General features: G+C 21.2%; 17 protein-coding genes. 13 read left to right on the top strand and 4 right to left on the bottom strand.

What is annotated here, in order from left to right; translation table 11 throughout:
• Positions 1 to 553: 553 nt before the first annotated feature.
• A complete protein-coding gene (locus CWO85_RS01210) occupies positions 554 to 979 on the bottom strand; it encodes a hypothetical protein (protein WP_152031101.1) in 426 nt (141 codons plus the stop codon).
• A 540-nt stretch (positions 980 to 1,519) separates the two neighbouring features.
• Here CWO85_RS01210 and CWO85_RS01205 point away from each other — a divergent pair.
• From CWO85_RS01205 to CWO85_RS01165, 6 genes are all read left to right on the top strand, one after another.
• On the top strand, positions 1,520 to 2,293 hold the full coding sequence (locus CWO85_RS01205; protein WP_320410447.1) for a hypothetical protein: 774 nt from the start codon (positions 1,520 to 1,522) through the stop codon (positions 2,291 to 2,293).
• The gene (locus tag CWO85_RS03855; RefSeq protein ID WP_121464247.1) at positions 2,247 to 2,471 is read left to right on the top strand and encodes a toprim domain-containing protein; all 225 of its coding nucleotides are present in this window, start codon (positions 2,247 to 2,249) and stop codon (positions 2,469 to 2,471) included. The genes CWO85_RS01205 and CWO85_RS03855 overlap by 47 nt, the downstream gene beginning before the upstream one ends.
• Before the next feature lie 5 nt (positions 2,472 to 2,476).
• The gene (locus CWO85_RS01195) at positions 2,477 to 2,770 is read left to right on the top strand and encodes a hypothetical protein (RefSeq protein ID WP_121463879.1); all 294 of its coding nucleotides are present in this window, start codon (positions 2,477 to 2,479) and stop codon (positions 2,768 to 2,770) included.
• Between the two features lie 1,266 nt (positions 2,771 to 4,036).
• Positions 4,037 to 4,294, top strand: a complete 258-nt coding sequence (locus CWO85_RS01175; protein ID WP_121463875.1) for a hypothetical protein — start codon at positions 4,037 to 4,039, stop codon at positions 4,292 to 4,294.
• An 84-nt stretch (positions 4,295 to 4,378) separates the two neighbouring features.
• Positions 4,379 to 4,981 carry a hypothetical protein gene (locus CWO85_RS01170; protein WP_121463874.1) on the top strand — a complete coding sequence of 201 codons (603 nt, stop codon included), beginning with the start codon at positions 4,379 to 4,381 and terminating at the stop codon, positions 4,979 to 4,981.
• A gap of 408 nt (positions 4,982 to 5,389) precedes the next feature.
• Entirely contained in the window at positions 5,390 to 5,575 is a 186-nt protein-coding gene (locus CWO85_RS01165) for a hypothetical protein (protein WP_121463873.1), read from the top strand.
• Between the two features lie 201 nt (positions 5,576 to 5,776).
• Here the strand turns inward: CWO85_RS01165 and CWO85_RS01160 are convergent, their stop codons facing one another.
• The 3 genes from CWO85_RS01160 to CWO85_RS01150 all read right to left on the bottom strand — a co-directional run bounded on the left by CWO85_RS01160 (position 5,777) and on the right by CWO85_RS01150 (position 8,319).
• The gene (locus tag CWO85_RS01160; protein ID WP_121463872.1) at positions 5,777 to 6,349 is read right to left on the bottom strand and encodes a hypothetical protein; all 573 of its coding nucleotides are present in this window, start codon (positions 6,347 to 6,349) and stop codon (positions 5,777 to 5,779) included.
• A 42-nt stretch (positions 6,350 to 6,391) separates the two neighbouring features.
• Complete coding sequence (locus CWO85_RS01155) at positions 6,392 to 6,655, bottom strand: hypothetical protein (protein ID WP_121463871.1); 264 nt, start codon at positions 6,653 to 6,655, stop codon at positions 6,392 to 6,394.
• Between the two features lie 314 nt (positions 6,656 to 6,969).
• Positions 6,970 to 8,319, bottom strand: coding sequence for a class I SAM-dependent methyltransferase (locus CWO85_RS01150; protein WP_121463870.1), 1,350 nt, complete (start codon positions 8,317 to 8,319; stop codon positions 6,970 to 6,972).
• 227 nt (positions 8,320 to 8,546) lie between these two features.
• Between CWO85_RS01150 and tig the strand changes: the two genes are divergently transcribed.
• From tig to CWO85_RS01115, 7 genes are all read left to right on the top strand, one after another.
• Positions 8,547 to 9,842 carry a trigger factor gene (gene tig, locus CWO85_RS01145; protein ID WP_121463869.1) on the top strand — a complete coding sequence of 432 codons (1,296 nt, stop codon included), beginning with the start codon at positions 8,547 to 8,549 and terminating at the stop codon, positions 9,840 to 9,842.
• Between the two features lie 75 nt (positions 9,843 to 9,917).
• Entirely contained in the window at positions 9,918 to 12,260 is a 2,343-nt protein-coding gene (gene lon, locus CWO85_RS01140) for an endopeptidase La (RefSeq protein WP_201736603.1), read from the top strand.
• Between the two features lie 24 nt (positions 12,261 to 12,284).
• Entirely contained in the window at positions 12,285 to 12,506 is a 222-nt protein-coding gene (locus tag CWO85_RS01135; protein ID WP_121463868.1) for a hypothetical protein, read from the top strand.
• Between the two features lie 150 nt (positions 12,507 to 12,656).
• Positions 12,657 to 12,827 (top strand): 30S ribosomal protein S21, encoded by a 171-nt coding sequence (gene rpsU / locus CWO85_RS01130; protein WP_121463867.1) that lies wholly within the window; start codon positions 12,657 to 12,659, stop codon positions 12,825 to 12,827.
• A gap of 140 nt (positions 12,828 to 12,967) precedes the next feature.
• Positions 12,968 to 13,375 carry an rRNA maturation RNase YbeY gene (ybeY, locus tag CWO85_RS01125; RefSeq protein WP_121463866.1) on the top strand — a complete coding sequence of 136 codons (408 nt, stop codon included), beginning with the start codon at positions 12,968 to 12,970 and terminating at the stop codon, positions 13,373 to 13,375.
• A 69-nt stretch (positions 13,376 to 13,444) separates the two neighbouring features.
• Positions 13,445 to 14,338: a GTPase Era gene (gene era / locus CWO85_RS01120; protein ID WP_121463865.1), complete on the top strand. Its 894-nt coding sequence runs from the start codon at positions 13,445 to 13,447 to the stop codon at positions 14,336 to 14,338.
• A gap of 34 nt (positions 14,339 to 14,372) precedes the next feature.
• Positions 14,373 to 15,749, top strand: coding sequence for a glycine--tRNA ligase (locus CWO85_RS01115; protein ID WP_121463864.1), 1,377 nt, complete (start codon positions 14,373 to 14,375; stop codon positions 15,747 to 15,749).
• The last annotated feature ends 8 nt before the right edge of the window (positions 15,750 to 15,757 follow it).

The raw sequence follows: 15,757 nt of genomic DNA, 5'->3' as shown, positions 1-15,757 counted from the left end.
TTTTGTTATTTATTTAATTTTTTTAATCAAATTTATATAAAAAAAATTGATTAATAAATATTTTTAAAAATCTTGAATCTTGTTTTTTTTAAAATTTTAAATATTTTTAAAAATCTTGAATCTTGTTTTTTTTTTTTTTTAAATCTTGCTTTTTTTTAAATTTTTTTAAAAAAAATATTTGACAAAATATATATTTTTTGTTATAATAAAAAAACAAGATTAAAGATTTTTAAAAATAATATATATATATTATTTTTTTTTTTTTTTAACATATGTTTTCTTTTTTTCTTTTTCTTTGGTTCTTTCTTTTTCTTTTTTTCTTTGTTTAGTTAAATTTTTTAAAATAAATTTATAAAATTTTTAATTTTTACTTGACATTTTATTTTTTTTATGTTACGATAATAGTAATTAATAAATAGTTTACTTTTTTAATTTTTGAACTTTCCAACTGGTTCTATTTTGATGGAACACAACCCATATATTGTTTGAACTTTGCTGAAATAAATGTTAACCAATCAAACCTTAATTCTAAGTTTTTAGTTATAAAACGAATTTAAGGAGTATAATCTTTCCAACAGCTGTCATTTAATACACAAATAATATTCATATTATCTGTTGCATTTAAATAACAATCGCTTTTATTCCAAAATCCATTTGCACCTTCTACATCCTTTACCATCATATTAGGTGTATTATCAGGTTTATTAGTTTTTATTAAATTGTAATTAGCTTTGGAAACATCAAAATTATGTTTGTGCTTAATTTCCCCGTTACTATCATATTCTAAATTATATAAATTCTCTCTCCCATCAGTCCATTCAATAGGGAACATATTTAAATCGTATTTGATTAAATTATTTTCAAAATCTTTTCTATGAAAATAATTGATTTTTCCACTGTGGTTTTTTTCTTTTGCTTTCATATTAGAAAATAATTTATATTCTCTTATGGTGTTTCCTTTTTTATCTTGATTAAGCACTTAATAACAGCAAATCAAAAAAAAAATTAAAAAGGGGGAAACCCCTTTTTTTTATTTTAAAAATCAATAAAGGTAAAAAAATAAAATGTTAATTGAAAAAATCAAAAACGAATTAAAAGAAAAAACAAAATTAAAAATGCAAGCAATAAAAAAATTAATATTCAAGACATAAAAAAAATAGAAATGATTTATATTTTAAAATTACTAAATATTATTAAACCAACAGCAACAAAAGACGTAAAATTTAATTGTTTATATCATGACAGTAAAAGCGGTATAAGCTGTGATATAAACAATAATAATAATGTTTATTGCTGGGATGTAATAAAGCATGGGACGTTATAGAAATTTATCAAAAAAAACGGGTCTTGATTTTAAATTTGCAATTTTTCATTTAAATTATTTTTTAGAAAATTATTATAAAACAAATCAAATACAAAATTATTACAAAAAAAATAATAAACAAAAAGAAAAAAAGACAACGCGAAATTAAAAGAAAATAAAAACAATACGAATTATAAAAAAGAACATAAAAACGAAATACAAGAAATAAAAAAAGAATTACAAACATATTTTAAAAAACAAATAATCAAAGATAAAACATTAGAAAATAAAAAAAACGAAACGCGAAAATTAAAAGAAAAACAACAAATAAAAATTAAACAAGAAATCAAAAAAAATTATTCTCCATTTTTTAATGTCATAACTGATTTTTACCATGATAAATTAATGAATAATACACAAGTATTAAATTATTTATTAAACGAGCGTAAATTATCATTGGAAACAATCAAAAAATTTAAATTAGGTTATAGCAACAAAGACAATACAAAATTATTAACATATATTAAAAATAAAAAAATGGATATTAATTTTTTTTTAAAAACGTTTTTAATATATAAAAATTATTATAAAAATATAAAAAATGATAATGACTTTATAAAACAATTTTTTTTATGTGATGCACTCAATGACTGTATCATAATACCAATAATGCAAAATCAAAACACATATCATTTTTACAAAAATAATTTTAATAAAAAAATTACAAGATACACACCAAAATATAAATCACAAATCAATTTTAGCAACACAGATATATTTTTAATTTGTTATGGATTTACTGAGGCGCAAGATACAATTTTAAAAACTAAAACGGCCATCATCCACGAGGGATTTTTTGATGTTATAAACTGTCATAACAACAACATTAAAAACGTTATAGGATTAATTACAATAACAAAATTGTTAAGTAATTTTATGTTAAATTTTTTTAAAAAAAAACGACATAAAAATTATAATCGCATTAGATAATGACAAGAGCGGAACAGCCAACGCAAACCGCTTAAAAACGCAATTAAACAAAAACAATATTAAAAATGAAATAAAAAAAATACACCCTCGTTATCTTTGTAAAGACGCCGACGACATTTTAAAAAAATACGATGTAAAAACATATAAAAAAATATTTTTAGAAAATAAAGGAGAATAAAAAAAATGTATAATGAAAAAGACTATAAACCGTTAGAAAAATACGAGGACGAAAAAATAAAAAATGATTTTTTAATAGAATTATACGAAAACGAAAACGAATTAAAAAAATTTTTTGTAGATTTAGAAATAAACAAAAAAAATAAATCAACTATAAAAAAAATACAAAATTTATATGTAAAAATTGCAATTTTAAAATCAATGATAACAAGCTTAAACGGTTTTTTTATAGGTGGCAAAAAACATATAAAAAATATGTTATTAAAAATTAAAAATGAAATTCAATTTTTAAAAAAATAAAAAAACGCGCATTAAAAATTAATATAAAAATAATTTACATAAAAATTAATTTTTATTATATTTTTAATAATTCGCTTAAATTTAAATCAATTAAAATTTTTATATTTTTTTATTACAAGACTACAAGACTTTTTTTATAAGATTATTTATATAAAAAATAATTTTATATAAAAAATTAATTTCATATCAAAAATAATTTTTATATAAAAAAAATTAATTTGATATGAAAAAAAATAATTAAATAAAAATATTAATAAATACAATATGCATTTAAAAAAAATTAAATAATTTTTTTTATATAAAATAACAAAATAACAAGCAAAAAAAAGAACACAAAACATTTAAAAAAAATGCTTGTGTTCTTATTTCACTTGTTATATTCAAGGGGGCGCTCTCTTATAAAATAAAAGTACGTAAATACGTATAAATTATTTTTAGTTAAAAAAAATGAAATGTATAAAATAAATAAAAAAAATTTTTTTTAACTAAAAAAAAAAAAAAATAAAATATCTACTTAAATTATAGCATAATTTATGTTGTTTAAACATTAGAAAAAAAACAAAATATATAAAAAAGTTAAAAATTTTTATATAATGATTTTTCGGGCAAAAAACATAAAAAATATTTTTTTTAAAAAAATGCTTTGTAAAAAAAATATAAATAAAAACTGCTTTATAAAAATAAAACACACATTTTATTTAAAAAATAAAAAAATATAATTTGTATTTTTATTATAAACTGAAAAAAAATTTTTAATAAAATAAATATAAAATATATAAAAATAATTTTTAATAAAATATTTTGTAATATAATTTTGTAAAAAAAATAAATGTTGATGTCTAAATGGTTTATGTTAAAAAATCCTCCGCGCTGTTTTTTTTTTTTTTTTATTTCAAAAAATAAATAAAAAAAAAAAAAAGATTGTAAACCGCTTAACAATCTTTTTAAAAACATAACAACACAAATTTTACAAAAATACAAAATAACAAAAAAATAATTTTTTATTAAAAAAAATTAAAAATATTTAAAAAATGGATTTTATAGAATACAAAAAATAAAAGTAAATTAGATTTTACAAAAATAAAAAAATTTATAAATGGTGTTAAAAATTTATAAATTTTTTTATAAAAATATTATATGTTAAAAAAAAATAATATACAAATATAAAAATAAAAAGAAATGTAAAACACCTCTTTTTACATTTCTTTTATATAAACATTATATATTAAAAATTAAATAAAAACATTAAAAAAAAGATATAAAAAAATGAATTATAATATATTAACAAATTTTAAATATGAAAACCAAGAAAAACAAATTTCATACGATAAAAACATAACATTAATGTTAAACTGGGAAAACAACGACGTTAACAATAAAATTAATTTTATACGTAGAATAGGTATAACAACATATGGAAAAGAGGCACAAGCAAAAGAAATATCATTTTTAGCATATAAACATATTATAGACAATGCAAATTTTAAAAAAGAAATTTACAAAGAACAAAAAGAAGCATGGTAAGACGTCATAAGATATTTACAATATCAATACGAACAAAAAATAAATACAAAAGACATAAGAACATTAAAACAATTTTTTTATGAAATGACAAACGACGAAAAAATAAAATTTATTTTAGAAAATAAAAAAATTGTAGATGCTAAAACAATACATATAATTTTAAGAAAAAATAACAAACGCGACATTAACCGAGTATTTAAAAAAATATGTTATGTAAAAGCTAACTGGGGTATAAAATTCGGTAATGGGTATGTTGTATCATTAGCAACAAAAACAACAACCCAAGAAAAAGAACAACAAAAAACAAATTTAAAAATAAGTACTGACAATATGAAAATGAAAACATTACATAATATTTTTTATACAAAAAAAATAACTTTTTTAACAACAACATTACCAGCATTTATTACAAAAGACGGAAAAAGGATTTTAAACCAAGAAACAACCGACATAAACAAAATAATTAAAGCAAGAAAACATTTTATGTTTTTATTAAATAAGGAATTAATAAAAAATGGTTATAGTAAAAAATTTATAAAAAAAGTTTTGAAATCAATCAAAGTACTAGAAATTACAAAAAACCAAGCATGGCATAATCATATTGTATTTTTAAACATTGATTTATTTCAAGCATTAGGGCATAAAACAACGCATATAAAATACAAAAAATATAATTCAATAATATAAGCCCTCGCATTTTTGAATTATGGTTTTTAGCTGTAAAAAAAGTATATTCAAAAATAGAAAATCCAAACACAGTAAGCCAACATTTAAGAATATATAACAAAGTTAAAGAAACAACAAAAAACGGCGAAAAAATAGAAATAACAAAAGGCTACGAAATAAAAGAAGGTCAAAAAAATTTATTTGAAACAAAACAAAAATACGAGGACATTATTACAAAATATTTAAGCCAATATTTAGGAAAGGCGAGAGATTCAAAAATAAGAGGGAAAGGCCGTCGGCTTTTTTCATTTTCTACAAACTGCGAAAACCCACCGAGACAAAATATAATTATTTATTTAACAAAAAATAAAATAAAAAATATTTTCAAAAAAACTCGGTTATGAATTTAAAAAGGTTTTTTATTATGATATGTTAAAAGTAAAAGGATATATTAATACATTAGCATTAAAAATTATTTTAAATGAAACTTATGAACCAGGAAAAACAATTTTAGATATTGGAAATGATGAAATAAATTACTACAAAAAAAATAAAGGCGTACATGCCTTTATTGGTAGGAAAATTTATTTTACAAAAACAACATTTAAAATATAACATAAAAAAACAATTTAAACATAGAAACCATTTAAAATATAACATAAAAAAATAATAAAAACAAATATAAATATTTTAAGTGGAAAAAACACCCTTTTTAAAAGGGTTATTTTTGTTGTATATATTTTTTTTATTTGCAAAAAAAATAAAAAAAATATATAATATTAATAAATAAGTAATGAAAAAAAACAAAAAAATAAATTATTTTTTAAAAAAAATATTTTCATGAAAAAAAACAAAATTACTAATTTTTAAAAATAAAACCAATTTTAGGAAAAAAAACACCTCTTTTTTTCCTTGATATATTAAATAAGGTTTTAATAATGAAGGGCCTTGTATTAATATTTGCCCTGGTTTTCCATCTTGTCCTTTGTCTCCGACTGGTCCTTTTGTTTCTTGGTTTCCGTTTGTTTCTTGATTTTCATATTGTACTTTGGCCTCTTGGCTTCCATCTTGTCCTTTTATTTCTTGGTTTTTATTTTCTACATTAGTTGCTTGGTTTTCGTCTTGTTGTGGAAGATTTAATTTAATTGTAATTTTGTCTACTGTTTCGTTTACTATACTATCTTTCTTATTTAATAATGCTCTATGTATATCTTTATCATTAAGTAAAGTATGTATTCCATACCAAACTAACAAAACCGCTATTATTAAAAAAGTTAAACAAGGAATATAACTAACTTTATTTTTTTTGTTTTTTATTTTTTCGTGTGTTTCAATAAATGAATCTTTATTATCATTATTATTAACATTATTATTTTCATTATTTGGCATTATTATATTCCCCTTCTTTAATATTTTTAAAAGATGTTAACATTAAATCAATAATGCTTCTAAACCATCTATACTACTTAAACCACCACTAAGTACGCCTACGCCTATTGCTAAACCTGCACCAAGAACTAATGCGGTTGTTGTTTTTGCATCGGGAAGGGCTCTACCTATATTTTCAAATGCGTCTTTTGCTGCGTCTAGTCCATCAATGGTGTAAAGTCTCGAAATATCGTTATAGGATTTTGTGTAATCTCTTTCATTCTTTGTTAACATTTTATTAGCATTAGATAGCATTTCTTCGTACATTTCTTGTTCTTATTCTAAATTTTTAATTTGTAGATCAATGTTTACGATTTTTTGAACTATTTTTTCTAGTCTTTCAGTTTGAAAACGTTGTAAATCAGGATGTCTAAAATTTAATTTATCTATTGTAGAGGTTAAATTATTACATTTTATTTCTAATGGGTTTTTTTGTGATTCTAATGAAGGATATTGATTTTTGATTTCTTCGATTTTTTTGTTTAGTTCGTTGGTTACTTTTCGAAATTCTTGGATACGTGGTTCATAACTTTAGTAATTAGTTTTTGAGAATTGCTTTTATGGTAATTTTGAAAAAACGTTTATTCCGGGTCAGTTCCTTCAAAAGTATAAATACTTACAGGAATGAAACTAGTAATAAAAATTAAATCTTCTTTTGGTTTTATATTTATTTGTCTTTCTTTTGTTTCGAAAAATTTAAAACGATAATTCATAAATTTGATTTTATTTTCTTTAATTATTTCATTAATGTTATTTTCAAAATTTATAAAATCAGTTTTTTCGAAAATACTTATAGGTAAAGTAGAGACGATTCCTTTAATTTTATTTTTTGATAATCCATTTTTTTCTAATAAATTTATAAAAACTGCTGCATTCCCTTGGATTACTGTTAGGCCAGGATATTCTTTTCTTAAAAAATCACATAAATGCCAATGCCATTCAATGCATATTATGTTTTCTACTCCAAATTTTTCTATTAAGTATTTAGTGACATTTCCAGTTCCGGCTCCTAATTCTAAAATTTTATATCCTTTTTCTTTTAGCTCGGATTTTTTTAAATTAGAAATATTTGTAAAATATTGGGACATTTCTTGTGTTTCTGGAAAAATACCAGATCCTGAATTTGATTCTGAAAATAATGATGTAGCATGTTTCCATTCTTTGTAATTAAAAGTAATGATAGATAATGACAACATAGTTAATATTAATACAAATACTTTCAAAAAGAAATATTTTTTCATTTTTTGAAAACAGATAATTATGCTAGTTAAATATGCAAAAGAGATTATGATTTGTATATAAGGAATTAGAAAATATGTTTCTATTTTGTTATCATAATTAATTAATTGTTCTTTTAAAAATGTTGCGATACTAATATAATAATATATTAAATTTAAAATAAAATTAATTATTAAATAAAAGATAAAATTTAATAAAATAGGTATTATCATTTTCCATGAAACTTTAAATTTATTTGAAAAATAAAAAAATAAAAATATAGACGGAAGCAAAAGAAATTCTAAATAGTAAATAATTAAATTAAAGTATTTTATATTAGAAGGGTAAATATTTAGATCTCTTATAAAAGAACGAAAACAAAAAGTATTTATTAAAATATTTATTAAAGAACATAATGCTATAAAATTAGTTATTTTATATTTTTTATTATTTTTATTCTCTTTTAGTATTATAAAAAATAATGATAAAATAGTTAATAGACTGTATTTAGAAAAAGATATGAAATGATACCATTCTAAATTAGGTAAAGGTAAATATTTTGACGTTTGATTAAAATTATAAATTTTAAAACTATGAAAAAAATCTAAACATAAAATCGAAACAGTTAAGATTAATAAAAAATAAAAAAATTTATTTTTTGAATTTTTTATATTTTCTATGAATGATGTTGTTATGGATGTTTGTTTAAACATTATATATTTTCCTATTATGCCTTAATCTAATATTTTCCAAACAGTATAAAATAATATAATTTATATATTATATACATTTATATACATATAATTACATAAATAAATGTACTATACATATATAATTATAAATGTAAGTTAATATTTTATAATTTAAAATTTTTTGAATTATATAAACAAAGTAATACATATGTTATAAATAAATATTTAAAAGACTAGGTAAGATAAATATGCAAATTAAAAAAATAAATGATGATTTGATTCAGTATCATTTTGAAATAAATAAAGATGATTTTGATGTTTTTGTAGAAGAAATTTATAATAAAGTAAAATCTAAAGTAGAATTAAAAGGTTTTCGAAAAGGTTTTGTAACAAGGGACATGTATGAAAAGCATTTTGATCCACGTTCTTTATATGATGATGCTTTTTCATTTTTAGTTCAAAAAAAATTAAAAAAAATATTTGAACAAAATAAAGAATATGATATCATTGGAGAACCGAAAATAATTAATTTTAATCCAGAAGATTTACTTAAAAAAAAGGATTTTTTTAATTTTGGCATAGAATTTATGTTAAAGCCAGAAATTAAAGTATGTAATTATAAAAACATTCCAGCAAAAAATTATAATTTAGAAATTACAGATGAAGAAGTTGAAAAAAAGATAGATGTTTTATTTAAAAATGATCCTATTTTAGAATCAAAAGAAAAAGATTCATCTTTAGAATCAGGAGATTTTGCTATTTTTGATTTTAAAGGTTATTTAAATGACCAATTATTTGAAGGCGGATCAGCTACTAATTATACTTTGGAAATTGGTTCTAATCAATTTATTCCGGGTTTCGAAACAGGAATGATAGCTTTAAAAAGAAATGAAGAAAAAGATATTAATATTTGTTTTCCTACAGATTATGCAAAAGAAGAACTTGCCGGAAAAGAAGTTGTTTTTAAAGTTTTACTACATGATATCAAAAGAAAAAAAGATGTCGTTTTAAATGATGAATTAGTAAAAAGTATGAAATTTCCTAATATCAATAATGTTTCAGAGTTCAAAAAGAAAATTAAAGAAGAATTAGAAATTCAAAAAAAATATGAAGTAGAAAACAAAAGAAAAGAAGAGATTTTAGAATTTTTAGTTCAAAAATCTAATTTAAAAATTTCTCAGTTTTTGATAGATGAAGAAGCCAAAAATTTAAAAAAAGAGTTAGAAGAAGAATTAAAATCTAAAAAAGTAAGTTTAGAAGAATATTTGAAACAAACAAAATTAGACGAAACAAAATTTTCACAAGAAATGCAAGAACAAGCTTTAAATAAAATTAAATTGAATTTTTTATTAGATGAAATAGGAACTAAAGAAAAAATAGAAATTAGTTCTGAAGAATTAGAAGCAACTTGTCAACAAGTAAGTACCGAATATAAAACAGATATTCAAATAATCAAAACAAATTCATATTTTGTTAAAAATATAAAAGATTATTTAATAAGACAAAAGGTTGTTGATTTTTTAGTAAAAAATAATGATAAATAATTAAAAATTTGTATATAAAAAAATTAAAATTTTATTTTAATTTTAAAAATTTGATAAAAGGATTCGAAAATTATAATGATTAAGAACGATAAAGAGTTAGAAATTAATTTTATCCCTGAAGAGTTATCTGCTATCATTGTTAGAGATACTGTTCCGATCCCTTTTAATGATTTAAGGATTGAAGTAGGTAGAAATTTTTCTATAAATGCTTTAAATTATTCTGAATTTAATAAATGTCCTTATGTTCTTGTTTTATTACAAAAAGATTTATTTCAAGAAAATCCTAAAATATCTGATATAGAAAAATTTGGAGTATTAGCAAAGGTTTTAGTTTCTATTAAAATTAATGATGAACTTTATAAAGTCAAATTACGTATTATTAAAAGAGTTCAAATTAAGAAAATATCAAAAGAAAAAGATGTATATTTTGCTAAATATAAAGAGTTACCGATTACTTTTGGGGATTTGAAAGAAGAAAAAACTCTTATTAAATTAATAATGGAGAAAATAGCTTCTAATATTAATCAACTTTTTTTAATTTCAGAAACTACTTTTTTAAAACAAATAAAAGATGGAATTACAACTGAAAAAGCCGCAGATTTAATTATTTTTGCTTTAAAAATTGAAGAAAAATATAAATATAAATATTTAAAAGAGCCTAATTTAAACAAAAGACTTATTTTAATTTTACAAGATATTGAAATAAAATTAGATTGCATAGATTTAGAAAATAAAATTAATGCAGAAGTCAAACGTAGTATCGACGAAAATCAAAAAGAATTTTATTTAAGAGAAAAAATGCGCGCCATTCAAAATGAGTTAGGTGATAAAGCTAAAAAAGAAGAAGAAATAGAAGAATTAAGAAGAAACATTAATATTTCTAAAATGCCTAAAAATATAAAAGTTAAAGTATTACAAGAACTTTCTCGTTATCAATCGATTTCTTCTAATTTGGCAGATTCCTTTGTTATTCGTAATTATTTAGATTTTGTTATCGCTTTACCTTGGGGAAAAATAAGTAAAGATGTTGATGATTTAAATAAAATAGAAACAATTTTAGAAAAAAATCATTACGGTTTAAAAAAAGTCAAAGAACGTATTATAGAATATGCAGCTGTTAAAATAATGACTCAAAAAAATCCTCAAACTATTATTTGTCTTGTAGGTCCTCCTGGAGTTGGAAAAACTACTTTGGCTATTTCTATAGCTGAAGCTTTAGGTCGTAAATTTGTTAAACAATCTTTGGGTGGTTTACAAGAAGAAAGCGAAATTAAAGGCCATAGAAAAACTTATGTTGGAGCAATGCCAGGCCGTATTTTAAGTGGTTTAAAAGATTCTGGAGTAATGAATCCCGTCTTTTTATTAGATGAAATAGATAAATTAGTTAATAATTATCAACATGATCCTGGTTCTTCTTTATTAGAAGTTTTGGATCCGCAACAAAATGAAACTTTTACAGATTTTTATTTATCAGAACCTTTTGATTTATCTAAAGTTTTATTTATAACAACTGCTAATGATTTAAGTAATATTTCAGAACCTTTAAAAGATCGTTTAGAAATTATAGAATTGAATTCTTATACAGAACAAGAAAAAGTAGTTATCACTCAAGAACATTTAATACCTAAACAGTTAAAAGGTCACGGAATTAGTGAAAAAAATTTTTTTATAGATAAAGAAACAATTCTTTTTTTAATTAGACATTATACTAAAGAATCTGGAGTTAGAGAATTAAATCAAAAAATTGCCACTTTGGTAAGAAAAACAGTTAAAGAAATTTTGCTTAATAAAGTGAAACAAATTAAAATAGAAGCTAATAATATTGAAAAATTTTTAGGAAAAATTATTTATCAACATTTATTAATGAATAATAAAGATCAAATTGGAGTTGTAAACGGATTAGCTTATACTTCTTTTGGCGGAGATATTTTACCTGTCGAAGTTACTCATTTTAAAGGTAGCGGAGAATTAGTTTTAACAGGATATTTAGGCAAAGTTTTAAAAGAAAGCGCAATGACATCTTTTAGCTTTTTGAAATCTAATGCTGAAATGTTAGGTATCGAATATAGCGTTTTCAAAAATAATGATTTTCATATTCATTTTTTAGAAGGAGCTATTCCTAAAGATGGTCCTTCGGCTGGCATTACCATAGCTACTTGTATTTTTTCAGCTATTCAAAAGAAATTTGTTCGAAAAAATATTGGAATGACTGGCGAAATTACTTTAACCGGCTCTGTTTTACCTATAGGCGGTTTAAAAGAAAAAGCTATCGCCGCTGATAGAAGTGGATTGAATGTTATTTTTATTCCTAAAGATAATTTAAAAGATTTAGATGATATTCCTGAAGAAGTTAGAAAAAAAGTAGAAATTATTGTTGTTGAAAATGCTCAAGATGTTTTTGCGAAAGCTTTAATTTAATTTGAAAAAGCGAGGTTTGTAACAATGTCATATTTAACAGCTTATTATATGTATATTAATTGTGTTTTAATAATTTTAGGAGTTTTATTTACTACAGAAAAAAGTATAATAGATATTTTTTCAGAACAATACGGAAATCATAGACCTGATGGCACGCAAGTTGTTTTGAATCGTTTTATTTTTTGTTTAGTTTGTATTTATTTTGTTAATTCTTTTTTATATTTGCAACATACTTTAAAGTCTTAGAAAAAATTATTTTTTTGTTTTATTTTTATTTATTTATGATAGCATATTTTATATATTGAAAAAATAATATTAAAAAATATATTTTGGTATTATTTTGATTATGTGTTTTTATAATTAAATTATTTTTTGTGCAGAAAAGGAGTTGATTAAATGATTAAGACTATTGTTCGCAAAGAAGAAACTTTTGATGAAACTTTACGTCGTTTTAAACGTGATGTTTCTAAATCAGGAAATTTAGTGCAAGCTCGAAAAAAAGAATATTATATTAAACCAAGTACAGAAAGAAAAAACCGTAGAAAATTTTCTAAAAAAAAATATTAAATTTTAATAAAAAATTCACCTATAATTTATCAGGTGTTTTTTATTTTTAATAAGGATTTTATCGATTTATTATTAAAATATTTTTTTATATTTAGTACTTTAAATATTAATAACAATTTTCAGAAAAGAAATCATTATAGATGATTATTAAAATACATAACACAACAAAACAAAAAATTCAAAATTTTAAAAAAATTTTGATTTATATTTTTGATTTTATAGAAGACACGAAAAAAATCAATGTTATTTTTATAAATAATAATAAAATGCAAGAAATGAATTTTTATTATCGCCAAAAAAATTATCCTACTGATGTTTTAACTTTTCCGAATACAAATTATGATGATTATTTAGGAGATATCTTTATTTCTTTAACTAAAGTTTTTGAGCAAGCTCAAAAAATAGGTCATAGTTTAGAAAGAGAAGTTGCATTTTTAGTTATTCATGGCTATCTTCATTTAAAAGGATATGATGATGATACCGAACAATCTTTACAAGAAATGATCGATATACAAGAAGATATTTTAAAAAAACATAATATTGTTTAGTAATTTAACATTATTTTTGATTATTAATAGAATTTTATAATCTTTTTGTTCTAAAGGGAGGTTTGTTGTTTGTTTAAATCAGGTTTTATTACTATGATAGGTAAGGCTAACGTAGGCAAATCTACTTTATTAAATTCTTTGTTAGAACAAAAAATTTCTATTACAAGTGATAAACCTAATACTACAAAAAAGAAAATTCTAGGTATTTGTAATAGTCCTGATTATCAATTGATTTTTGTAGATAATCCAGGTCTAATATATAAAAAACAAAGTTTTTTAATTTCTAGAATGAATTTTGTAACTTTCAAAAATATTCAAGAAGTCGATGTTATTTTGTTTTTGGTTGATGAGGAATGTAGTCAAAGGGACAAAGATATTTTGACTTTTATTCAAACATATAATAAGAAAATTATTTTAGTTATTACTAAAATGGATCTTTTCAAAAAGAAGATTTTAATTGATAAAATTATTTTAAGCTATTTAAAATATTTTTCTTTTGAAGCTATTATCCCTTTGTCTAGTGTTAAAGATCAAAATTTAAACATTTTGAAAGAAAATATTATTTCCTTACTAGACGAAAGAGAACCTTATTTCTCTCAAGATGTTGTTACTAATCTTTCGCAAGAAGAATTAATATCAGAATTTGTAAGAGAAAAATTTTTTTATTATTTAGATAAAGAATTACCGCATGTTTGTTCTGTTTATTTAGAAAATTTAACTTATAGTAAAGATTTAGATTCTTTAACAATAGATATTTTAATTTTAGTTTCGAAAGTTAGCCAAAGAAAAATTTTAATTGGAACTAATGGTGCCACATTAAAAAAAATTCGGATTACTGCTGAAAAAGATATTAAGAGATTTTTGAAAAAGAAAGTTTCTTTAAATTTATGGGTTAAAGTAGATACGGAATTGAATATTAGAAAAAAAGTTTTTCATTCTCCTTATGTTTCATATACAAAATAATAAAAAAATATAATGAAAAATTGGTTATTAAATTATGTGCGAAAATATAAACAATATTTCTTTCAAAGATATCGTTAGTTTTATGAAACAAACTGGTTTTGTTTTTCCTGGTAGCGAAATTTATAATGGTTTAGCTAATAGTTTTGATTATGGTCCTTTAGGTAGTTTATTAAAACAAAATATTAAAAAAGCTTGGATCAAAAAATTTTTTCAAGAAAATGAAAAAAATGTTTTGTTAGATAGTTCTGTTATTATGAATCCTAAAATTTGGGAAGCATCAGGACATTTATCTTCATTTATAGATCCTTTAGCTGAAAATAAAGACGATAATAAACGTTATAGAGCAGATAAATTAATTAAAAATCATGATCCTCAGATAAATGTTGATAGTTTAACTTTCCAAGAGATGACAGATTATTTAATTAAACATAAAATTTTAGGAACTAAAAATTGGGCTTCTGTTAAAGAATTCAATTTATTATTTAAAACTTCACAAGGTGTTGTTTCTGAAAGCTCTCTTCCTTTATATTTAAGACCAGAAACTTGTCAAGGTATTTTTGTTAATTTTAAAAATATTTTACATTCTACTCGTAAAAAAATCCCTTTTGGTGTAGGTCAAATTGGAAAAGCTTTTCGTAATGAAATTACTCCAGGTAATTTTATTTTTCGTACTTGTGAATTTGAACAAATGGAATTAGAGTTTTTTTGTCATCCTAAATCATATTATGAGTGGTTTTGCTTTTGGAAAGATTATTCTTATAATTTTCTTTTACAATTAGGTTTTAATATACATAATTTAAAACTTAAAGATTATAACTCTAATGAATTAAGTCATTATGCCAATGCCACTACAGATATTTTATTTCGTTTTCCTTGGGGATTTGATGAATTATGGGGAATATCTTCAAGGACGGATTTTGATTTGAAAGCGCATCAAAAATTTTCACAAAAAGATTTAAAATATCTAGATGTATTAACTAAAGAAAAATATTGGCCTTTTGTTATTGAACCTTCTTTAGGAGTTGAAAGATTATTTTTAGCTACTATAATTAATTTTTTACAAAATGAAAAATTAAAAAATGATACTACAAGAATAGTTTTGAAAATTCATCCTTTTTTATCTCCTTATAAATTAGCTATTTTTCCTTTAATAAAACAAAAACATAATTTTAAAGCTAAAGAATTACAAAAAAAATTATCTTCTTTTTTTGAAGTATATTATGACGAAAATCAAAGTATAGGCAAAAGGTATCGACGACAAGATATGATAGGTACGCCGTTTTGTTGTACTGTAGATGAAGAAACTTTAATCAATGATACAGTTACTATCAGAGATCGTGATTCTTTGGAACAAGAACGAGTGTCAATTGAAGAAATTAAAAAATATGTAGAAGATAAAATAATATTTTAATTTTTTAC

It is taken from the genome of Candidatus Phytoplasma ziziphi (assembly GCF_003640545.1).
Taxonomy (GTDB): domain Bacteria; phylum Bacillota_I; class Bacilli_A; order Acholeplasmatales; family Acholeplasmataceae; genus Phytoplasma; species Phytoplasma ziziphi.
The sequence above is the reverse complement of the archived record's forward strand: the minus strand, read 5'-3'. Positions and strand labels throughout refer to the sequence as shown.